Consider the following 20,432-nt stretch of genomic DNA (forward strand, 5'->3'; position numbering starts at 1 on the left):
GGCCCCCGGCAGGTACAGACCAATCGAGGACGTCCTGGGCGGCCGTCCCCGGCCCGGGCGGGGAGCCCGTGGCGTGAGGGCGCCCCCCGCGGGGCAGAGCATGATCATGACAGAGATCGCGACGCACGCCCCCGCCCCGCCCCGCCGCCCGTTACGCCAGCTGCTGGCCGCCTCGGTCGGCAACGCCGTGGAATGGTACGACTGGTACGCCTACACCTTCCTGGCCACCCACATCGCCCGGCAGGTCTTCCCGTCCGGCGCGGGCGGCTCCCTCGTCCCGCTGCTCTCCACCTTCGCCGTCTTCGCCGTCGGCTTCTTCATGCGCCCCGTCGGCGGGCTGCTGATGGGCGCCGTCGCCGACCGGCGGGGCCGGCGCACCGCGCTGACCGTCACCATCCTGCTGATGGGAGGCAGCAGCCTCCTGGTCGGCCTCACCCCCGCGTACACGGCCGTCGGCCTGCTCTCCCCCGTCGTCCTCGTGACCGCGCGGCTGCTCCAGGGCCTGTCCGTCGGCGGGGAGTTCGCCGCGTCGACCACCTTCCTCGTGGAGTCCGCCGCGCCCGGCCGCAGGGGCCTGTTCTCGTCGTTCCAGTACGTCTCGACCTCCCTCGGCCAGCTCGCCGCCTCCGGCCTGGCCGCGCTCCTCGTGGCCGTGCTCCCCGAGGACGCCATGAACGGATGGGCGTGGCGCGTGCCCTTCCTCCTCGGCGCCCTCCTGAGCCTCGCCGGGTTCTGGATCCGCCGCAGCGCCGAGGAGACCCTCACCGCCCACCCCGCCGCGGCCCCCCGCCCCGGACTCCTCGACGCGCTCCGCCACCACCCCCGCGCCTCGCTGCTGATCGCCGGCATCACGGCCGGCGGCACCCTCGCGTACTACACGTGGACCTCGTACCTGCCGACCTACGCCGAGCTCCGGACCGGCCTCGCCAAGAGCGACGCCCTGCTCGCCGGGACGCTGTCGCTGGCGTTCTTCACCCTGCTCCAGCCGGTCGGCGGCCTGCTCTCCGACCGCTTCGGCCGCAAGCCGCTCCTGCTGTGCTTCGGGCTCGGCTTCGCCCTGTTCGTCGTCCCGCTGCTCCACGCCCTGGACGGCTCGTTCCTCTCCCTGCTGCTCGTCCAATGCGCCGGCATGGTGCTGCTCACCGGCTTCACCTCGATCTCGGCGGCCGTGAACGCGGAGGTCTTCCCGGCCCGGGTGCGGGCGGCGGGCATCGGCTTCCCGTACTCGCTGACCGTCGCCCTCTTCGGCGGCACGGCCCCCTACCTCGGCACCCTGCTCCAGGAACTGGGCAGGCCGGGCCTGTTCCCCTGGTACGTCGCCGTCCTGTGCCTGTGCTCCTCGGCGGTGTACCTGCGGCTGCCGGAAAGCGCCCACCAGCCCCTCGACCGCTGACGGCCGGGTGCCGACGACACGGACCGGCGCCCTCCGGCCCCGGCGCCGCCCGCGAACCGGGGCCGGAGGGCGCCCGCCTCCTAGCGCGCGTCCACCACCGCGAGGAGCTTGCCGCTGGTCGGGCTGCGGTCCAGGGACGCGCCGTCGACGGCCTCGACCACCAGGTCCAGCAGCCGCTCCGCGACCGCCGAGCGGAGCTCCGGGTAGCCGGACAGGAAGACCTCCCGCAGCCGCTCCGGCTCCGTCGCCGGCGTCCGCTCCACCCGTACGGTCAGCCGCTCGCGCGCGTCCGCACCGTCGAGCCTGATCTGCAGCTCGCCGCGGTGCCCGCCCCGTTCCTCGGCCAGGGCCACGAAGCGGCGGTGGTTGAGGAAGTACGTGGCCACCCGCATCGCGTCACCGGTGCGCCCCATCAGCTCGAAGCGGGGCGACAGCCTGCCGCACGGACAGCGGCCCGGGACCTCCCGGCCGAGGTCGCCGATCACGTAGCGGCCCAGCCGCTGGCCGCGCCGCGCGTGCGTGGTGAACACCAGCCGGCCCGTCTCGCCCGGGGCCACCGGCCGGTCCCCGGCCACGTCCACGATCTCCAGGGTGTGCAGGTCGGCGTGCAGGTGGTGGACCCCGCCGGAGCTGTCGGCGCACTGGTAGCCCAGCGGGCCGAGGTCGGTGCTGCCGTAGGTGATCGAGCGGATGACCTCGATGCCGAACCTCTCCGTCAGCGTGCGCCGCTGCTCAGCCGTGAAGTGCTCGCCGCCGTAGAAGACCTTGCGCAGGCCGCCGTACGCCCGCAGCGCGTCCTCCTCCGCGTGCAGCAGCTGCCACAGGTAGGAGGGCATGCCGAACAGGGTGTCGGCCCGATGCTCGACGAGGGCCCGGACCGTGGCCCGGTGGTCCGGGCCGGCGGCCAGTGGCAGCTGCACCCCGCCGAGCCGTTCGAGTACGGAGAAGAAGCTGATGAAGCTGCCGTACATGCCGCCGCAGTAGAAGAGGTTGGCGGTGCGGTCCCCGGCCGGGTCGTAGCCGGCGGCGAGCAGGCCGCGGGCGGCGGCGTGCATCTGGGTGTCGTAGTCGTCGTAACTGAACACCGACAGGGCGGGCGCGCCCGTGCTGCCGCCGCTGTGGAAGTACAGCTCGGCATCGGCCCGGGCCAGCTCCCGGGCCGGTCCCTGCACGTCCTCCTTGCCCATCAGCGGGCCCGCCGGCGGCGGCAGGACGACGGGCCGGACCAGGTCGTCGAGGCAGGCGGTGGTGGCGAAGCCGGCCGGGTCGGCCTGGACCGCGACACGGCGGCTGTAGCGCTGGAGGGCGTAGACCCCGTCGTGCGGCTCGCCCGCGTAGCTCTCCAGCATGGCGCCGACCGGGGTGACGCGGGTGACGCCCGCGGCCAGCGCGGTGCGGGCCAGCTCGGCGACGTCGGACCGGCTGCCCGCGATGCCCGCCGTCTGCAGGTAGCGGCGCATCGGGCGCAGGGTGGCGATCATCCGCTCGCGGGGCAGCGGTTTGACCCACACGCTGCGGTGCAGCGGCGAGGCCGTGAGGGGCGGGCGGGTGTCGGCCATGACCCGCCACGAGCCGTCGGGCGCGGCGAACACACGCGTCAGGCCGAGGTGTTCCTCCAGCCGGGCCACCAGCTCCGTGGTGGTGAGCTCGGCGGCCTCGGCCGGGTCCGCGTCGCCCGCCGCGGCGCCGCCCGCCGCCGGCGGACGCGCGGCGAGGACGTCGGCGAACCGCCCGGCGAAGGCGAACACCTCCGCCTCGTCCTCGGTGTCGAGGTAGACCACCTGGGGGCTGGAACAGGCCTGCTGCTCGTGCAGGCACACGTCGTCCGCGAGGGCTTCGAGCGTCGCGGGATCCGACCAGGCGTCACCCGTCAGGTAGGCGAAGGAGATCCGGTGCCCCCACTCCACCAGTCGGCATCCGGCCGGCACGTGCGCCGCCACCCCCCGGACGGCGTCCTCCCCGCCCCACACGGCCACGGCGTCCGCGGGCGCGCACATCAGGCGCAGCCACTCCTGCCGGGACGACGGGAAGCGCAGGACGACCACCCGCGCGCCCAGCGCCCCGGTGGGATCGAGGGCGGCCAGCTCGGCCACCAGGTGCTGGGTGAAGAGGGTGTCGTCGCTGCTGGTCTTGAGGACGTTGACGTTGCCGGCGAGCAGCCCCTCGACGATGCTCAGCGGCGCGACCGTCGCGGCGTTCCCGGGGGCGATGTGCGCGACCAGGCCGACGGGCGCCCACGCCTCGTAGACGGTCTCGCGAGGATCGGCCCGGTCCAGCCGGCCGGGCCTCGTGCCGCCGAGTTCGCGGCGCAGCTTGCGGGTCAGCTCCCGCCGGCCGAGCAGGCCGCCGAGCTCGGCCAGCACGGCCGGGTCCTCGCCCGCCGGCAGGTGCGCGGCGAGCCGGGCGCGCACCGGGTGCGCCGGGTCGCACAGCGCGGTGGCGAGGGCGTCGCAGGCGGCCAGTACGGTCTCCGTCTCCACCACCGTGGCCAGCGCGGCCTCGACGGCGGCCGGCAGGGAGGCGAGGCGGCGCCCGGCCTCCTCGTCGCCGATGAAGGCACCCTGCCAGTAGTGGTGCGCGCCGCCGTCGCCGTACTCCTCGTACGCGGCGGCCTCGGTCGTCGTCTGCGTCACGGTCACGCCATGCCCTTCATCAGTTCCGCTGCGGCCACCGCGCAGCTGCGGTTGCGGCTCACCCCGGCACGGCCGTGGACGGTGAACCAGGGGGTCTTCAGCTCGCACCCGCAGGTGTCGCCCGGCTGGAGGGAGGCGAGGTCGCCCATGACCACGCTCTGCGCCGGCACCGAGGTGATGTACGGCGAGACCAGGTGCAGGTAGCCCCGCTCCCCGTACGGCAGGGGTTCGAGCGTGCGCGTGGAGCGGATCGTCACCCGCGACCACACGGGGGCGTGCAGCCGGTGGTGGTCGCACTCGACGTACGGGACACAGTGCTCCACCGACCCGAAGGTGTCCCGGATCCGCTCACCCGGGATGCCGAGCTGCTCGGTGACGCGGCGGTACAGCTCCTCCTTCTCGATGCGCCGGTCGGAGTGCCCCTTCCAGCCACCGCCGAGGACGACGAGGGAACCCTCGGGCAGGCGCAGCGGCGGCAGCCCCATGGCCCGCATCCGCTCCAGGGTGAAGAAGAGGAAGGCCGGGAAGCCGAGGATGCGCACCGGCGCGTCCTCCCGCTCGAAGCGGCGCAGCGCGGCGATGCAGCCGAACGGGTCGAACTCGTGGTCGCCGCCGGTGTTGCGCAGGGCGTACGCGACGCTGCGGGCCGGGGCGAAATCGCACAGGTAGTTGTCGGTGAAGGCGGTCCCCAGGTTGAGGGAGGGGGCCGGTTCGTAGCTGTACAGGAGGTAGTTGACCTCCTGGTCGGGGGTGATCCAGCCGTTGCGCTCGAAGATCCGGGCGACCATCCGCTGGGCGGAACGGATCGTCCAGTGGTCGAAGAACATCTGCGACTTCTGGCCGGTGGTGCCGGAGGAGGTCAGGTGCAGCTCGACGTCCTCGCGCGGGATGGAGAGGACCTCGTGCCGCTTGAAGAAGTTCGCGTGGACCAGCGGCGTCCGGTACGGCCGCGCCGGGGGAGTGGCCTCGTACAGGGAGCGGAAGAAGGGGGAGCGCTCGACGTGCCAGGCGTGGGTCTCCGCCATGGCGGCGGCGAACAGCTCGTCCTCCCGCGGCCCGAAGGCGTACGGGTCGGTCAGGTCGCACAGCTGCTGTACGTGCGGCAGGAGGGCCGGGTCGGGTACGGCGACCGGCGCGAGATGGGGGTTCATGGGGCAACCTCGGATGATGTGGGCAGGTGTGCCGACGCCCAGGCCGACACGTAGCAGTCCAGATAGGGCTGGAGGGGCGGTTCGACGGCGACGCCGCGGAAGTCGACGCGCTCGCCGGAGCGGGACAGGACGGCGTAGTCGTGGAAGCCGTCGCCGTCCGCGCGCATCGCCGGGTAGACGGCCCCGGCGACGAACCCCTCGGACAGGAACGCCGCGAGGACCTCCTGGTGCGCGAGTGGCACCAGGGCCTCGACGTAGCCCGCCCCCGCCCGGGCCAGGGCCCGGGTGACGGGTTCGAGGCAGGCGGCAGCGGCGGCCGGGTCGGGGTGGGCGGTCAGCAGGGAGCAGTAGCCGCCGGCCCGGTTGAGGTAGGCGTAGACCTCGAACCGGCCGTCCTCGGGGGTGAGCAGCACGTTCGGGGTGTGCAGCGGGTAGAACCAGCCCTCGGCGCTCGGGAAGCGCTCGCGGAAGCGGCGGCGTACGAAGGCCGGTGCCTCGATCATCTCCAGCCGGTCGCCGCCGCCCCGCGCCGGGGGAGGCGCCGGGTGCGGGCGGGCGGCGGCCCGCACTCCGGGGTAGCCGATGCCCAGCGCGTCCTCGGCGGCGCGCAGCAACGGCAGGAGCGGGGCGGGCACTTCGGTGACGGGGATCCGGCGCTCCAGCACCCCGGCGGAGTGACGCGCGTAGAGCGCGAGGCTTTCGCGGCTGCGGAGGTCCACCGCGTTGGGCAGGATGCCCAGCGGGCGGAAGCCGTTGCGTGCGACGACGCGCTGCGGGCCGGCGCTGACGGTGCGCACGGTGGCGTACACCGAGTCCAGCCGGCCCGTGTCCAGCATGCCCGCGCACAGGGCCCCGGTGAGGGCGGCGGCCAGGCCCGCCGAGCGGTGCTCGGGGTGCACGGCGATGCCCTCCAGGCGGCCGATGCGGCTGCCGGCCTCGCCGTGGATGGCGGCGGACGCGGTCAGGGCCCCCGTGTCGGGGCAGCGGCCGACGAGCCACAGGGAGTGCGGGTCCTCGATGAGCCGCGCCATCTCGGCCGGGTCGGTGCCGAGGGCCACGGGGTAGTGGGGCCCGTAGACGGCGTAGTAGAGCTGGCGCAGCTCGGCGATGTCCGCGCACGCGGCGGGGGTGATGACGGGGCTCACCGCGCGCCTCCGGCGGGTTCGGCCGCGGGGGACTCCAGCAGGGCCAGCGCGCAGGCCGCGGGGACCAGTCCGACACCCTGCACCAGGCACAGCACCTGCGGCGACAGGAAGTCGCCGGCGAAGCCGAACGCCAGGGACGCCACCGGCAGGGAGGCGCCCAGCACGGCCTGCATCACGGCGAAGAACCCGGGCTTGTCGGCCGGCGGCACCAGCCGCTGGAAGAGGGCCACGAAGCGGACGCCGACCGCACCGGCGCACCATCCGGCCACCGCCAGAGCGCCCGCGACGACCGGGCGTTGCCCGACGAGACCCGGCACCGCGAGGGCGACGGCCATCAGACCCAGGCAGCAGGCACCGGCGACCGTGGGGCGTCCGGGCACGCGGGCGCCGGTGAAGGAGCCGACGAGCGCGCCGGTGCCCAGGGACGCCTCCAGCAGCGCCACGGTGCCGCCGCCGCCCGCGAGGACCGAGCGGGTGTAGAGGGGGATGACGACGAACACGGCGGTGGTGAAGAGGTTCGCCGCGGTGAAGCAGACCAGGATCCGCCGCACGTACGGGAGTTCCCCGAGGATGCGGCGCAGCGGGCGCGGCCGGGAGGGGGCCGGTACGTCGGCCCCGGCGCCCGGCTCGACGGTACGGAAACGGGCGCTCGCGACGAGCAGTGCGGCCCCGAGGTAGGCGGCCGCGCAGCCGGCGGCCAGCCCGGCCACACCGGCCCGGTCCACGGTCAGGGCGCCGAGCAGCGCCCCGCCGAGGCCGGCCAGGGACTGGGTGGACAGCTCGAAGCCGGTGGCGGTCTCGATGTCGGCGTCGTCGACGAGTTCGGGCACCGAGGTGGTCAGGCAGGGGTCGAAGAACGCCTGGCAGGCCGCCAGGGCGAGACCGGCGGCGTACACGGTGGCGAGCGGCGGGCCACCGCCGGACGCCCACAGCGCCAGGGCCCCCGAGGCACCCCCGGCCAGGGCGGCGGCCGTCCGCAGCACCGAGCGGTGCGCGAACCGGGCGACCGCCGCGGCCACCACGGGCGCCAGCGCCACGGCGGGCAGGGTGCAGGCCGCCATGAACAGCCCGGAGGCGAGCCCGCGCGCGTCGTGCACGGCGTACGCGACGAGCCACCAGGCCGTGCCGACCTGGAACATCCGTACGGCGGCCTGGGTGAGGACCTGGCCGAGCCACACCGCGCCGAAGGCGCGGTTGCGCAGCACCAGCGGAGCGCGCCGCCGGTCGGCCCCGGTGCGTACCGGGGGCGGGGCGGTGGTCATGCGGTCGGCCTCTCGTCGAGGACCCGGACGAGCTTGCCCGAGCGCGGGTTGACGGCGAGGTCGCGGTGGCGCACCCACTCCACGGACAGCGGGTGCACGAACCCTGCGCGCACGCTGTCCGGATACAGCGGCCGGGCGTTCTCCAGCTCCGTGACGACGGCCTTGGCCAGCTCCTCGCGGCCGTGCTCGCCGGGAGCCGTGGCCAGCCGCAGGACGAGCCCGTCGCGGCCGTCCCAGCGGCGGACGACGAGCTGCACGCCGACCACCTGCCCGGCGGTGTCCGCCGCGGCCACGGCGTCCTGGGCGTCCTGGGTGTAGAGGGAGACGGGGCCCACGCGTACGCCCTCCTCGGCGCGGCCGAGGATCCGGAAGTGCCCGGGCCCCGTGCCGGTCCACTCGGCCAGGTCGCCCGCCGGGTAGCGGATGATCGGCATGAGGCGGCGGAAGAGGCTGGTGACCACGACCCTGCCGGGCCGGCCCGGTTCGGTGACGGGCTCACCGGTGGCGTCGTCGAGGATCTCGACGACCGAATACGGCGTGAAGGCGCGGTGCACCCGGGCGTCGGAGCCCGGGACGGGCCGGCCGAGCAGGCCCGCGTCGACGCTGGCGTATCCGACGGAACGGGCCTCGGCGCGCGGGAACGCGGCGGCCAGCAGGCGCCGCTGGTCGTCGAAGAGGGCCTCGCCGCCGAACAGCAGCAGCTCCACCGCGTCGAGCCGGACACCGGACGAGACGACCTGCTCGGCGAGCCGGCACAGGGTGGTCGGTGTCCCGGCCAGCACCTGGGCGGCGAGGTCGCGCAGCGTGGGGATCGTCGACTCCGGCGGCGCGCCGCCGCCGACGGGCAGGCGGACGTTGTCCACGGGCGCGTGGGCGAGCGAGTCGAGGACGAAGAGGAAGCTGGCGTACAGCTCCCCGGCGTAGAAGAGGTCGGCGACGCGGTGCCCGGGGCGCAGGCCCGTGTCGACGAGTCCCTGGCCGAAGGCGGTGACGAACGTGCGCCATTCGTCGCGCGTGTAGACGGAGAACTTGGGGGAGCCGGTGGTGCCGCCGGTCTTGTAGACGGTGGCCTCGCTGAGCGGGCCGGTCAGTACGCGGCTGTCGTGCAGGGTGTTGGCCGCCCAGAACGCCTGCTGGTCGACCACCGGCAGGTCGGTGAGGCGGTCGGCGTGCGGCGGCAGGGACGCGTAGAGCGCTTGGTAGAAGGGTGAGTTGTGGCGGGCGAAACGTATGAGGTCCGAGAGCTGCTGGGCGGACATGGGCCTTTGCCTAGGTGGTGGATCGGTACGGAGGCCGCGGCTGCGCGCGGCGGGAGCGGGAACGCTCCGGCCGGTGCGGCCGGGGTGGACGAGGGACCCCCCGGTGCCCTCGCCTGCTCGATGTGCGCCAGAACATGACGCTCAGTCACGATGATGAAACATCAGTGCGCCGATCACCAAATTGGCACAATATTTTCGGCCAGTACGGCCTCGATCGAAAAGATTTTCCGCTCAACTATCGAGGGGTGCGGGTACGGGCCCACCGCCGGGCGCCGTCGGAACCGGGCCCGGAACCTGCCCGTCCGACGCCTCCAAAGCCGTTGCCGCGCACCGGGTTTGAGGCCGTCGATCGGGGACACACGCGCCATGACGGTGGTACGTCTCACCGGGCCGGCGAATCTCGCGGCCGGTGACCGTCGGCGGCATCCTCTTCCCCCTGGGACGCCGTCGGCGGGCCACCGTCAACGGCACCACCGCATCGTCCCGCCGCAGGCACCGCCCGCGGCCGCGTCGCCGCCTCCCCGCGGACGCGGCCCGGCCAAGCCCCCGGCGACCACTGACCGTACAGCGGTCCCCGGGCACCGCGGCGGGACGACGCCCGGCGCGGGGACGCGTCCGGGGGCGAGGCGAACCCGCCGCCCCCTGACCCGCCCCCGCGTCGTCACCGGGACCAGCGCGCTTCAGGCATGGCTGAGGATGACCAGCAGCGCTGTGCACTCCGCCAGGAGCTGGACCGCGAGCGCCGCCCGCCGGATCCGTACGGCCGGCGCGGCCACGGCGACGACCAGCGCGACGGCGCCGAGCGCGGCACTCCACCCGAACAGCCACCCGGGCAGTCCCGGGGCGCACCGCTCCCCGTACGTCAGGCACCGCGACGCCCGCTCCGAGGCCAGCGTCAGGACACCGGCGGCCGCCGCCGCGGGCAGGAACAGGAAGGCGGCCAGGGTCGCCCAGCGGCGGGTGCGGTCCCGCGGCGGGGTCATGGCGGGGGCCGGGGGAGCCGGGTCGGATGCGTTCATGCCCTCAGCCAACCCGGCCGGCCGTCCGACCGGCACCGTCCGCCTACTCAGACGGCGGGGGCCGCGTACTCAGTCCGTCCCCACGTGCGTCCGCCCCGCCGACCCACCCGGACGCGGCGATCCGCCCCGGCCCCTCCTGCTCCGCCCCGGTTGGGCGTCCGCGCGTGCAGAGCGCGCCGGGCGGGGAAGGTGCGGGGGAGACCTGGCAGGCCCGAGAAGGGACGGACACCGTGGAACGACCGAGGATCCTCGTGGTGGGAGCCGGATTCGCCGGCGTGGAGTGCGTCCGCCGGCTGGAGCGCCGGCTGGCGCCCGCCGAGGCGGACATCGCCCTGGTCACCCCCAACTCCTACCAGCTGTACCTGCCGTTGCTGCCCCAGGTGGCGTCGGGAGTGCTCACCCCGCAGTCCGTCGCGGTGTCGCTGCGGCGCAGCAGCCGCTACCGCACCCGGATCATCCCCGGCGGCGCCGTCGGCGTGGACACCCGCGCGAAGGTCTGCGTCATCCGCAAGATCACCGGCGAGCTGACGGACCAGGCGTACGACTACCTGGTGCTGGCTCCCGGCAGCATCACCCGCACCTTCGACATCCCCGGCCTCACCGAGCACGCCCGGGGCATGAAGACCCTCGCCGAGGCCACGTATCTGCGCGACCACGTCATCTCCCAGCTGGACCTGGCCGACGCGAGCGAGGACGAGGCGGAACGCGCCTCGCGGCTGTGCTTCGTCGTGGTCGGCGGCGGGTACGCCGGCACCGAGACCGCGGCCTGCCTACAGCGGCTCACCCACCACGCCGTCAAGCGCTACCCCCGGCTGGACCACCGGCAGATCCGCTGGCACCTCATCGACCTCGCCCCCACCCTGATGCCCGAACTCGGCGACCCCCTGGGGCGGACGGCCCTGGAGGTCCTGCGCCGCCGCGGCATCGAGGTCTCCCTCGGCGTCAGCGTCGCCAAGGCCGGACCCACGGAGGTGACGCTGACCGACGGCCGGGTGCTGCCCAGCAGGACCCTCATCTGGACGGCGGGGGTGGCCGCCAGCCCCCTGATCGGCACGCTCGGCGCGGAAACCGTCCGCGGCAGGCTCCTGGTGACCCCCGAGATGACGGTCCCCGGCGCGGCCGGGGTCTTCGCGCTCGGCGACGCCGCGGCCGTCCCCGACCTCGCCGCCGGGCAGGAGGGCGCCATCTGCCCGCCCACCGCACAGCACGCCCTGCGCCAGGGCCGCACCCTCGCGGACAACCTGATCGCGACGCTGCGTCACCAGCCGCTGCGGCCGTACGTGCACAAGGACCTGGGACTCGTCGTCGATCTCGGCGGCACCGACGCGGTGTCCAAGCCGCTGGGCGTCCCGCTGCGCGGCCTCCCGGCGCAGGCCGTGGCCCGTGGTTACCACTGGTCCGCGCTGCGCACCAACGTCGCCAAGACGCGCGTGCTGACCAACTGGCTGCTCAACGCGGTGGCCGGGGACGACTTCGTCCGCATGGGCCTGCGCGCCTCCAAGCCGCCCACCCTGCGCGAGTTCGAACACACCGACGCCTACCTGACGCCGGACCAGCTTCGGGCCCGCACGGCATCCCGGCCCGCCGCCGGCTGAGGCGGCCCGGGGGGCCGCCCACCGGTCCCCCGGCCGCACGCGGCTGCGCGCCCCCGATGGGCTACTGCCCCTGTACGGCCCGCTCCTGAACGGCTTCCCGGGCTGCCGGCAGGACCGGCTGGTCGGGCTGGGCGGGCTCGTCGGCCGGCGCGGCGGCACGCAGCGCCGCCTCGACCCGGCGGTTGCCGGTCATGGTCGCCGTGACCGCCGTCATCGCCAGGAGGAGGCCGCCGGCGGCGTAGAGCGGGGTGCGGACGTCGTAGGCGGTGGCCAGCCAGCCGCCGAGGAAGGCCCCGAACGGAGCGGCGCACATGGCCAGCATGCGGGAGGTGGAGGCGACCCGGCCCATCAGCTGCGGCGGGACGATCGACTGCCGGAGGGAGGGCGCGAGCACCATCGTGGCGCCCATGCCCGCCCCGCAGACGGCGAGCGCGAGACCGGCGACGTACGGGTTCGGGGCGGCGGCGAGGCCCAGGACGGCCAGGCCCTCGACCGCGGCCGTGCAGGTCAGCGCGGTGCCGGTGCCGAGTCGTCGGCCGAGGAAGGAGGCGATGGCCGCGCCGAGCAGACCGCCGGTGGCCTCCGCCGTGAGGAGCAGGCCGAAGCCGAAGCTGCCGATCCCGAGCCGGTCGTGCGCGAAGAGGGCCAGTACGGTCTCCACCGCGAGGAAGGCGACGTTCCCGACCGCCGGACGCAGCGCGAGCCCGAGCAGCAACCGGTCGCGGAAGACGTACGAGGCCCCGGCCCGCGCCTGCCGCAGCAGCGACTCGCGGGCCTGCGGCACCGGCCGGGGCGCGGCGGGCAGCGATCGTACGAGCAGCGCGGAGAGCGCGAAGGAGACCGCGTCGGCGAGCAGCGGCACCGCCCGTCCGAGCGCGAGCAGGGCACTGCCCGCGGGCGGCCCGGCGAAGCCGGACGCGGCGGTCTGCGTGCCGCGCAGACGGGAGTTGGCACGCTCCAGGAGCGCGGGGTCGCGGCCGAGCAGGTCCGGCAGATAGGCCGTGGCGGCCGTGTCGAAGAAGAGCCCGCCGAGGCCCAGCAGGAAGGCGACGGCCGCGAGCAGCGCGATGCTCAGCACGTCAAGTGCGGCCGCCGCAGCGGGTATCGCGAGCAGCACCGCACGCGCCGCGTCCACGACCCACATCGTGCGGCGGCGGTCCCAGCGGTCCACCAGCGCACCCCCGAGCACCCCGAAGAGCAGCCACGGCAGCGTTCCGGCGGCCGTGACGACGGCGAGCGCCAGCGGATCCCGCGTCAACGTCAGCGCGAGCAGCGGCAGCGCGGCGTGCGTCACGCCGTCGCCGAGCGAGGACACCGTCTGCGCGGTCCACAGCCGTCCGAACCCGGCCGGCAGTTTCCGTACCCCTGTGGTCACTTGACGTCTCCTTCGGCCTGCGCGTGCGATCCCGGGTGGAACAGTGCGAAGACGAGCGACGCGTCCGGCAGCGACGGGTCGGACAGTGCCCGGTACTCGTCCGCCAGCGCATCCAGCCGCGCCCCGAGCTCCGCGAACTGCTCGTCGGTGAGCCGCAGGTGCGCCATCCGCACGTGCCGCTCGGTGTCCGCGGGCGCGGCCTCCAGGTCCGCCACCGCGTGCCGCATCAGCACGTCCGGGCCGCCCTCGCCCGGATCGGGCAGCACGATCGACCGCGCGGCCATCGCGTAGTACCGCTCGTTGACCCCCCGCACCTTCCGCGTCCGCACCACCTTCACCAGGCCGGCCCGCTCCAGCAGCCGCACGTGGTAGCTGGAGCTCCCCTTCGCGAGGCCGACCCGCGCGGCGATCTGAGTGATCGTCGCCGGCTCGAAGCGGAGCACGGCCATGATGCGGTGACGGGTGAGGTTGGAGACGGCGCGCAGCTGCTCGTCCGTGGTGACGTGAAACGCCTCGGGAAGATCATCGTTTGGCATGGCCCAATGGTCAACGTTTCTTGACCATTCCGCAAGAGGTTTCCCGAGACCTGGCCACCCGTGATGTCATGGGCGCACAACCCGGCCCGTTCGGCCGGCAGGAGGGGGCGGCATTGAGCCAGTACTACGCGTTGGGTGACCGGACCCTGTGGAACCCGTCCAACGGAGCTTCCCGGCTCTTCACGAACCAGGTGAGCCTCTACGAGGCCGAGCTGGGTCTCCCGTCCGGCATCGGCCCCATGCAGGCTGACGAGTGCCGGATCGACCCCCTGGTGTTCAGCGCCTTCGTCGACGCCCTGCTCGCATGGCACCGGGGCACGCGGCACGCCGTCGTGGTCTCCCTGTCCGAGGGATTCGTCGCCACGGTGTTGGTCCTGGCGGACCGGGCAGGTGTCCAGGTGACATGGCCGCCGGCGGCCCCGGCCGAGGCCTGGGCGGCCGCCCTCCGGCAGAAGTCACGCGAGCTGGGCCGCGCCATGGCGCTCTGAGACGCTTGCGAACGGTCAGGGGGACTATGCGTACACGAGCAATTCGTCGCAGGTGTCCGTGCCGTCGTGGAGCGACGTGTCGCTGTTGAGGACGTAGAAGTCCCCCGTATAGGCGTTGTTCACCTTCTTCGGTACGACGATCAGCGTCTGCTGCGCCATCCCGCCCGTCTGGGGTGGATGCACCACATGGTCAGCCAGCAGGGCGAAGAGGTTCTCGTCCAGGCTGCGGCGCAGGAGTGCCCGGTACGTGCGTCTCCCCTTGAACCCTGTGACGGACACCTGGGCCTGCGCCCATGCCCCGACGCTGGTCGCGATGCTGTGTGCCCTTTCGAGGTCCTGAAGCTGCTTCTGCGTGTTGTCCTCCACTCCGGCCATGTGAATGTGCAGCTGATCGAACCGGCGGGCGGCCTGCGAGTTGATTCCCAGTCCGATGAAGTCGGATTGCACGGGGACACGTCCTCCCGGCCTCGCGTTGTCCCACGCGTCGCTCCAGTAATTGGGCGCCTGGGTGCTCTCCAGGTACGGGCATTCGATACCCGTGATGCGGCACGTGGGAGACAGGAGGAAATTGCGCGGACTCTCCGGCTTGCCGTGGAGCACCACGTAGTCCGAGGTGACGTGCAGGCATTGAGGATCCTGCGGGTTCCGGACGCAATGTTGGACGTCGTTCCACACCGGATCGCTGTCGCCGGGCCTACCGCAGAGCGACTGCAGCTGAGAAGGCGGGCAGGGGCTCGTCCCGGGAGGCGGGGTGCCTGGGGGGCACGGATCGGTCGAGGGCGCGCTGTACGCGGCCTGGGCCGCCGCGGCCCTACTCCTGCCCGTTCCCGCGCCGGCCAGGAGCGCTGCCGCGCCAAGAGCGCCGGACAGGGCGACGAACCGACGCCGGGGCAGCCCGTCGGCGTCCTTGTGCTCATGCATGAATGACCTCCGGTCGCGAACTCCCGCAGGGCGGGTGCGTGCTGCCGCCTGGCAGTGTTCCGTGGGCTCCGGCTCTTTACACCGGAGCCGGTCCGAACGGCCCAACGCAGGTGACCGGGAGGCGTTGGCTGCCCTGGAGCAGCTCGGGCGTCCCCGCCACCAGCACGACGACGCCGACCACCTCGCCGGCCTCGGAACGGCCCACCCAGACGGGGCAGGTGCCGTCACCCGTGGTCGCGAAGGCGACCAGTTCGCCGCCGGACACCCGGTCCCGGGTCCGCAGCAGGTACATGGAGTCGTTGATGTCCGCGTACTCGTCCGGGCCCAGGGCAGGGTCTCCCTGGATCAGACCTCGCTCGAAGAGCGTGAGGAGCTGCTCCCAGGCCCCCGCGTCGGCGAAGCATCCCGTCGCACCGTCGGTGTCGAAGCCGAAGACGCCGTCCTCCGGGAGGAGGCGGGGGTCGTCGTCGGGCCGGGAGGCCATCTCCCAGCTCGCGGCGGGGAGGTCGGCGACGCGCACGCGGACGGCCGTGGTGTCCGTGCGCGTGACCCGGCTCCCCCGCCATTCGCAGTGGTAGGTGTGACGAACCTGCGCCTCCTCCAGCACGTACTCCCCCGGCGGGACGGGGACCGTGATGTGCGGCCCGGCGTCGTCGCTGTCCGGGCCGGAGACGGCCAGCAGTCCGCTGGGCACGCGCACGGTTCCGATCCGACGCGGCTCCACGACCGTCATCTCGGGGTGGTACCCGTCGGTCACGCGCACGCCGGGCCGGAACAGCTCGCTGATCGGCCCGGGCCGCGCGGGCCGGGGCGGGCGCCAGCAGGTCGCCGGGGCGAGGCCGCTGCCGTCGCCGTCCGCCCCGGCGGTCTCGAAGCGCAGGGGTTCCGCGAGCCCGTGGACCCGGGCCGAGAACAGCGGCCACTCCCCGAAGGCGGGCCGGTCCGTCCAGCGCTCCTCCTCGGGGACCTCGGGCACGGTCACGTACGCGCCGCCGCCCCTGCCCCGGAGTTCCTCCGTCCGTCGCCCCCTCCCGTCCGGGAAGAGCTCCACGGTGACGCGGGGACACGCCTCGTCGCGTTCCGCCGTCTCCGGGCCGGCGTAGGTCCAGCGGACGGTGTGCCGGCGCAGCAGCCGCGTCGGGTCGTCCAGCAGCCGCATGTCCACCTCGTGGGTGCGGCGACCCTGGGCGTCGTAGACCCACAGCCCCACGTAGTGGTCCCGCCAGGACACGAGCCGCACCTCAAGCGGTGCCTCCCGGCCCGCCGCCCGGTACACCACCACGTACGGAAGGCCGGCCGCGTCCCGCTCCCGTGCCTCGCCCACCGACACCGGGCGCCAGGGCAGGCGGGCCTCCGGGTCCCAAGCCTGTGCGTACCCCACCTCGACCACCATGGCAGCTCCCCGCTCCCGCTCGCCCTCGTGCATGCCCTCGGCCGAAACGTAACCGCCGCCTGTGACAACGGCCCACTCGACGGGGGCGGCGCGGTCGTCGCCGCGGGGTTGCCGGGGGCCGGGGGCTACTCGGCCGGGCGGCGGCCCCAGGCCGAGATCAGCGGTGCGAGGGTCAGGTCGAGTTCGCCCGCCTCGACGGCGGCCAGGTGCGCGTCGACCTCGGCGTCGTCGGTCAGGCCGGCCGCGAGCAGTTCGCCGCGCACGTGCCGGATCGTCGCCGCCTCCAGCCGGTCGCAGGCCGGCCCGCCGACCGGGAAGGAGCCCGCCGCGGCGACGTCCACCAAGCCGGCCTCGCGCAGGGCCCGCGGCAGCGTCCGGCCGTAGCGCAGGTCCGCGCCGCGGCGCGCCAGCAGCTCCCGGACCGCGTCGCGCAGCCGGTTGGCCCGCCGCTGCGCGGGGCCGCTGTCGTCCAGGCAGGCCAGCGGTTGCAGGGCGGTGTCCGCGTCCTCGACCAGCAGCAGGCCACCGGGGCGCAGCGCCGCCGCCATCGTGGCCAACGCGCGCGCCCGGTCGGGTACGTGGACCAGTACGAGCCGGGCGTGCACCAGATCGAACGTCCCCGGTTCCGGGGGCGGATCAGCGGCCACGTCGTGCCGGCGCACCTCGTACCCGCCGCCCGCCTCCAGCCACGACGGGTCGATGTCCGTGGCCAGGACGTGCCCGGTCGGACCGACGGCCGCCGCGAGTGCCTGCGGGATACCGGGACCACCGGCCCCCACTTCCCAGCAGCGCCAGCCGGCCTTCACCCCCAGCCGCTCGAAGTGCCCGCGCGTCACGCCGTCGAACAGCTCGGCCAGCCAGACGAACCGCTCGCCCGCCTCGGCACGCGCGTTGTCCAGCAGGTACCCGCGGGAGGGATCCGGCTCTTCCCTGAACGCGGCGGTAGCGTCCGCCGGATCCGGTCGGCCGCCGGTGCGCGGCGGGCGGGGCGAGGAGGTCATGCCCCCATCGTCGGCCTTCCCGGGCCGCCCGCGCCACGACGACGGGAGAGAAACGCCTCACACGGCCGGGACGCCTCACAGCCAGGGGACCCGGCTGTGAGGCGTCAGGCGGCGGGCGGCGTCAGCCCGGGTCGGGCAGGAAGGGGAAGTAGTCCGGCTCCGGTCCGGACGGGACGACCGCGCAGCTCGCCTCGGGGAGCTCGTTCCACATCCCGGGCAGGTCCCCGAGCGGCTCGGACACCACGATCCGGGTGTCGTCGGAGATCTCGCGGAGGTAGTCGACATCCGGGTGCAGGCGGCGGACGGCCTCCGCGCGGCTGCTGTAGTACAGCGACCGGGACGCGCCGCAGCTGGAGTACCGGAACGCCCAGACCCGCTGCCCGTCACTGACCGCCACCGTCATCTGGAGCGGCTCCAGCACGCCGTGCTCCTTGCCGAGCCGCTCCACGAACCCGGCCATCCTGGCGACCGCGCCCGGAACGTCCTGGTCGAGCCCGAAGGTCACCGCCAGGTAGAACATCACCTCGGAGTCCGTGGACCCTTCCATGCACGGGAAGAGCACCGGATCGACGGCCATGCACAGGTCCCGCTGCAGCCGGTGGAAGTCCGCGATGGCTCCGTTGTGCATCCACAGCCACCGGCCGTGACGGAACGGGTGGCAGTTGGTCTGCTGCACGGCCGAGCCCGTGGAGGCGCGCACGTGCGCGAAGAACAACGGGGAACGGACGTGCGCCGCGATCTCCCGCAGGTTGCGGTTGTTCCAGGCCGGCGCGGTGTCGCGGAAGACCGTCGGTCTGCCGTCCCCGTCCGTGCTGTACCAGCCGACGCCGAAGCCGTCGCCATTGGTGGCTTCGACACCCATCCGCGCCCGGAGGCTCTGGTTGATCAGCGAGTGCTCCGGACGGTAGAGCACGGCGTCGAGCAAGACGGGCGAACCCGAGTAGGCGAGCCACCGGCACATCCGCACCACCTCGTTTCGCGGCCGCCACCCACCGAGCCGTGACCTCCCCACCATCATGGCAACCCGCCGCCCCCGTCGCCCGTCGTCGCCAGGCCCACGGACCGAGTGGCAAGATCATCCCCGTTGTCCGATCATCACAAGGGGGAGAGCGTGACCGAACAGCGGAAGACAGCCCGCCGCGCACTGCTGACGGGAGCGGTGGCCGGGCTCACCGGGACCGCGCTGGCATCCGGCACCGCCACGGCCGCCGCGGCGACCACGGCCGCCGGAACACCGGACTGGTTCGACGTCAAGGCCCACGGCGCGGTCGGCGACGGCTCCGCCGACGACACCGCCGCCGTCCAGCGCGCACTCGACGCGGCAGCCGCGGCGGGCGGCGGCACCGTGTACTTCCCCGTCGGGAAGTACCTCGTCAAGCCCGCGGCCGGCGCACCCGCGCTCGCCGTCAAGGCCGACGGCATCCGCCTGGCCGGCGCCGGGGCGAAGGCCTCCATGCTGGTCAAGGGCGGCGACGGCATCCTGCTCCGGATGTCCGGCACGGGAGCGGCCTACTCCACCGGCGCCACCCACCGCCGCTACTGTTCCGTCGAGAACCTCGGCTTCAACGGCAACGGCAAGACCGGCCTGCTGCTGGAGCTCTACTACAACAACAACTCCTACTTCCGCGACGTCTTCATGACCTCGAACAAGGACATGTGCATAGACGCCGTCGAGTTCTGGGACTCCCGGTTCTACAACCTGGTCATCGAGGACTGCACCGGCACCACCGCCAGCACCACCCAGCCCAACATCTGGCTGCGCAACGCCTCCTCGGCCACCGAGGGCGCCTGGGGCCACAGCAAGGACAACATCAACCAGATCCACTTCATCGGCTGCCGCCTGGAGGCCTTCGGCACCGGCGCGCTGTGGATCGGCCAGGGTGCCGTCACCACCAACAACCCCAACGGCGTCTACATCACCGACTGCAAGTTCGAGACCTCCCGCATGCAGGGCGGACCGCACCTGAAGACCGACGCCGGCTGCAGGCACGTCTACGCCACCAACATCTACTGCTACGCCGGTGACTTCGCCGCCGGCACCCCGGCCACCGCGCGGAACATCATCAGCTGGGCGGCGAGCGCCAGCGCGCTGGAGAACGTGGTCATCGCCAACCGGGACAAGGCCACCGTCAACGCGGGCGTCGCGCTCTACTCCGGGCCGGGCTCCACCGCCGTGCTGCGCAACGTCGTCGGGCTCTACGCCACCGCGCCGACCGGCACGCACATCTACTACGAGCAGTCGTCGACCGGCGACTTCCGGGTGGAGAACAGCTACGGCAGCCTCGGTGCCCAGGCGACCGGAACGATTCCGGTGAAGAACGCGCCGAACCCGCCGCTGCGGTTGGTGCCCGGCCCGGTCAGCGACGCCTCCTTCACCCGTCAGCCCCTCGACGGCACCCTCGCCGTGGACTCCGCGAACAAGCGGCTCTACGTCCGGGTCGGCGGCCAGTGGCTCTGGTCGACGCTCAACGCGTGACCCTCCGGCGCACGGCGAGCCGGCCCCCGTCGCGGAGCCGGCCCGCCGCGCGCGACCGCGGTCCGGGCCGTCCTCGGCCCGGACCGGTCAGCCGGTGATCGAGAAGAAGACCGAGCCGTCCTCCGCCCACCACCAGGCCCCCTGTCCCTCCTTCCACTCCGAGGCCCAGCCGTCGAGGGCCTTGACGAGCTCCTCCAGGTCGTACCGGAGATCGGGATCGATCCGGTCCAGCACCGCGCGGTAGGCCTCCACCGCGGGCACGGCCTTCGCCAGGGGCCAGCAGCCGATCTCCGGGGAACCGTCCACGGGGTGGGGGATGTGGAACCCGATCTCCGACGGCGGGCCGCTGAAGACGTACTGGCGGGGCAGCAGGTCCGCCGGGACGCCCACCGCGCCCAGCGCGTCGTCCAGGGCCGAGAAGAGGGTGAAGGGGCTGCGGTAACTCCCCAGGGTGTCGGAGTCGCTCGCGTTGTGGTCGATGATGATCTGGAGGGCCGCGTAGTAGGCGCTCCCGGCATAGGCGGCGGAGGAGCCGGCCCGGCCGGCCGTCAGCTCCTCCAGGGCGTCCGGGACCGACAACCCCCAGTCCACGCCCTGGTAATCGAGGTCGTCCTGACGCGCCCGCGCCGTCCTGCGCATGTTGTCCAGGCGCCGTGACTCGTCGGCGCTCAGGTCCTCGGCGGGCACGAACCGCAGGACCCGACCCCGGTTGGCCATGCTGTAGTTCACCACTTTGCTCATGGGGCCATGCTGTCAAAGGGCACTGACAACGCCGGCGCCCGGTG

General features: G+C 73.8%; 17 protein-coding genes. 4 read left to right on the forward strand and 13 right to left on the reverse strand.

Going from position 1 to position 20,432, the window contains the following annotated elements; genetic code table 11:
* The first annotated feature begins 106 nt into the window (after window positions 1–106).
* Window positions 107–1,393, forward strand: coding sequence for an MFS transporter (locus WDV06_RS05615; protein WP_395508507.1), 1,287 nt, complete (start codon window positions 107–109; stop codon window positions 1,391–1,393).
* Window positions 1,394–1,473: 80 nt separating this feature from the next.
* Here WDV06_RS05615 and WDV06_RS05620 read toward each other — a convergent pair whose 3' ends face one another.
* The 6 genes from WDV06_RS05620 to WDV06_RS05645 all read right to left on the reverse strand — a co-directional run bounded on the left by WDV06_RS05620 (window position 1,474) and on the right by WDV06_RS05645 (window position 9,862).
* Window positions 1,474–4,032 (reverse strand): acyl-CoA reductase, encoded by a 2,559-nt coding sequence (locus WDV06_RS05620; protein ID WP_395508508.1) that lies wholly within the window; start codon window positions 4,030–4,032, stop codon window positions 1,474–1,476.
* Window positions 4,029–5,177: a LuxE/PaaK family acyltransferase gene (locus tag WDV06_RS05625; protein ID WP_395508509.1), complete on the reverse strand. Its 1,149-nt coding sequence runs from the start codon at window positions 5,175–5,177 to the stop codon at window positions 4,029–4,031. Before WDV06_RS05625 ends, WDV06_RS05620 begins: the two co-directional genes overlap by 4 nt.
* Complete coding sequence (locus WDV06_RS05630) at window positions 5,174–6,322, reverse strand: GNAT family N-acetyltransferase (protein WP_395508510.1); 1,149 nt, start codon at window positions 6,320–6,322, stop codon at window positions 5,174–5,176. The genes WDV06_RS05625 and WDV06_RS05630 overlap by 4 nt, the downstream gene beginning before the upstream one ends.
* Window positions 6,319–7,584, reverse strand: a complete 1,266-nt coding sequence (locus tag WDV06_RS05635; RefSeq protein ID WP_395508511.1) for an MFS transporter — start codon at window positions 7,582–7,584, stop codon at window positions 6,319–6,321. Before WDV06_RS05635 ends, WDV06_RS05630 begins: the two co-directional genes overlap by 4 nt.
* A complete protein-coding gene (locus WDV06_RS05640; RefSeq protein ID WP_395508512.1) occupies window positions 7,581–8,843 on the reverse strand; it encodes a phenylacetate--CoA ligase family protein in 1,263 nt (420 codons plus the stop codon). Before WDV06_RS05640 ends, WDV06_RS05635 begins: the two co-directional genes overlap by 4 nt.
* A 680-nt stretch (window positions 8,844–9,523) precedes the next feature.
* Window positions 9,524–9,862 carry a hypothetical protein gene (locus WDV06_RS05645; RefSeq protein WP_395508513.1) on the reverse strand — a complete coding sequence of 113 codons (339 nt, stop codon included), beginning with the start codon at window positions 9,860–9,862 and terminating at the stop codon, window positions 9,524–9,526.
* Between the two features lie 230 nt (window positions 9,863–10,092).
* Here WDV06_RS05645 and WDV06_RS05650 point away from each other — a divergent pair, with 230 nt between their 5' ends.
* On the forward strand, window positions 10,093–11,457 hold the full coding sequence (locus WDV06_RS05650) for an NAD(P)/FAD-dependent oxidoreductase (RefSeq protein WP_395508514.1): 1,365 nt from the start codon (window positions 10,093–10,095) through the stop codon (window positions 11,455–11,457).
* A 61-nt stretch (window positions 11,458–11,518) separates the two neighbouring features.
* On the opposite strand, the gene WDV06_RS05655 is transcribed toward WDV06_RS05650, so the two are convergent.
* Together WDV06_RS05655 and WDV06_RS05660 are read right to left on the reverse strand one after the other, a co-directional pair.
* A complete protein-coding gene (locus WDV06_RS05655; protein WP_395508515.1) occupies window positions 11,519–12,832 on the reverse strand; it encodes an MFS transporter in 1,314 nt (437 codons plus the stop codon).
* The gene (locus WDV06_RS05660; protein ID WP_395508516.1) at window positions 12,829–13,368 is read right to left on the reverse strand and encodes an ArsR/SmtB family transcription factor; all 540 of its coding nucleotides are present in this window, start codon (window positions 13,366–13,368) and stop codon (window positions 12,829–12,831) included. Before WDV06_RS05660 ends, WDV06_RS05655 begins: the two co-directional genes overlap by 4 nt.
* 113 nt (window positions 13,369–13,481) lie before the next feature.
* Between WDV06_RS05660 and WDV06_RS05665 the strand changes: the two genes are divergently transcribed.
* Window positions 13,482–13,856 carry a DUF6086 family protein gene (locus WDV06_RS05665; RefSeq protein WP_395508517.1) on the forward strand — a complete coding sequence of 125 codons (375 nt, stop codon included), beginning with the start codon at window positions 13,482–13,484 and terminating at the stop codon, window positions 13,854–13,856.
* Between the two features lie 24 nt (window positions 13,857–13,880).
* Here the strand turns inward: WDV06_RS05665 and WDV06_RS05670 are convergent, their stop codons facing one another.
* The 4 genes from WDV06_RS05670 to WDV06_RS05685 form a co-directional block, all read right to left on the reverse strand.
* A complete protein-coding gene (locus WDV06_RS05670; protein WP_395508518.1) occupies window positions 13,881–14,777 on the reverse strand; it encodes a CDP-diacylglycerol diphosphatase in 897 nt (298 codons plus the stop codon).
* Window positions 14,778–14,853: 76 nt separating this feature from the next.
* Window positions 14,854–16,170, reverse strand: coding sequence for a DUF4241 domain-containing protein (locus tag WDV06_RS05675; protein ID WP_395508519.1), 1,317 nt, complete (start codon window positions 16,168–16,170; stop codon window positions 14,854–14,856).
* A gap of 125 nt (window positions 16,171–16,295) precedes the next feature.
* Window positions 16,296–17,171, reverse strand: coding sequence for a methyltransferase domain-containing protein (locus WDV06_RS05680; protein WP_395508520.1), 876 nt, complete (start codon window positions 17,169–17,171; stop codon window positions 16,296–16,298).
* Between the two features lie 121 nt (window positions 17,172–17,292).
* On the reverse strand, window positions 17,293–18,132 hold the full coding sequence (locus WDV06_RS05685) for a class II glutamine amidotransferase (protein ID WP_395508521.1): 840 nt from the start codon (window positions 18,130–18,132) through the stop codon (window positions 17,293–17,295).
* A 150-nt stretch (window positions 18,133–18,282) separates the two neighbouring features.
* Here WDV06_RS05685 and WDV06_RS05690 point away from each other — a divergent pair, with 150 nt between their 5' ends.
* Entirely contained in the window at window positions 18,283–19,647 is a 1,365-nt protein-coding gene (locus tag WDV06_RS05690) for a glycosyl hydrolase family 28-related protein (protein ID WP_395508522.1), read from the forward strand.
* Window positions 19,648–19,734: 87 nt separating this feature from the next.
* Here WDV06_RS05690 and WDV06_RS05695 read toward each other — a convergent pair whose 3' ends face one another.
* Window positions 19,735–20,388, reverse strand: coding sequence for a DUF7691 family protein (locus tag WDV06_RS05695; protein ID WP_395508523.1), 654 nt, complete (start codon window positions 20,386–20,388; stop codon window positions 19,735–19,737).
* Between the last annotated feature and the right edge of the window lie 44 nt (window positions 20,389–20,432).

It is taken from the genome of Streptomyces racemochromogenes, from assembly GCF_044129415.1.
Taxonomy (GTDB): domain Bacteria; phylum Actinomycetota; class Actinomycetes; order Streptomycetales; family Streptomycetaceae; genus Streptomyces; species Streptomyces racemochromogenes_A.

Excerpts from the sequence above, each read along its gene's own strand:
- WDV06_RS05685 (WP_395508521.1), bottom strand. The coding sequence starts at position 18,132 with ATGTGCCGGTGGCTCGCCTACTCGGGTTCGCCCGTCTTGCTCGACGCC.
- WDV06_RS05660 (WP_395508516.1), bottom strand. The coding sequence starts at position 13,368 with ATGCCAAACGATGATCTTCCCGAGGCGTTTCACGTCACCACGGACGAG.
- WDV06_RS05680 (WP_395508520.1), bottom strand. The coding sequence starts at position 17,171 with ATGACCTCCTCGCCCCGCCCGCCGCGCACCGGCGGCCGACCGGATCCG.
- WDV06_RS05670 (WP_395508518.1), bottom strand. The coding sequence starts at position 14,777 with ATGCATGAGCACAAGGACGCCGACGGGCTGCCCCGGCGTCGGTTCGTC.
- WDV06_RS05695 (WP_395508523.1), bottom strand. The coding sequence starts at position 20,388 with ATGAGCAAAGTGGTGAACTACAGCATGGCCAACCGGGGTCGGGTCCTG.
- WDV06_RS05625 (WP_395508509.1), bottom strand. The coding sequence starts at position 5,177 with ATGAACCCCCATCTCGCGCCGGTCGCCGTACCCGACCCGGCCCTCCTG.
- WDV06_RS05615 (WP_395508507.1), top strand. The coding sequence starts at position 107 with ATGACAGAGATCGCGACGCACGCCCCCGCCCCGCCCCGCCGCCCGTTA.
- WDV06_RS05645 (WP_395508513.1), bottom strand. The coding sequence starts at position 9,862 with ATGAACGCATCCGACCCGGCTCCCCCGGCCCCCGCCATGACCCCGCCG.
- WDV06_RS05635 (WP_395508511.1), bottom strand. The coding sequence starts at position 7,584 with ATGACCACCGCCCCGCCCCCGGTACGCACCGGGGCCGACCGGCGGCGC.
- WDV06_RS05675 (WP_395508519.1), bottom strand. The coding sequence starts at position 16,170 with ATGGTGGTCGAGGTGGGGTACGCACAGGCTTGGGACCCGGAGGCCCGC.
- WDV06_RS05640 (WP_395508512.1), bottom strand. The coding sequence starts at position 8,843 with ATGTCCGCCCAGCAGCTCTCGGACCTCATACGTTTCGCCCGCCACAAC.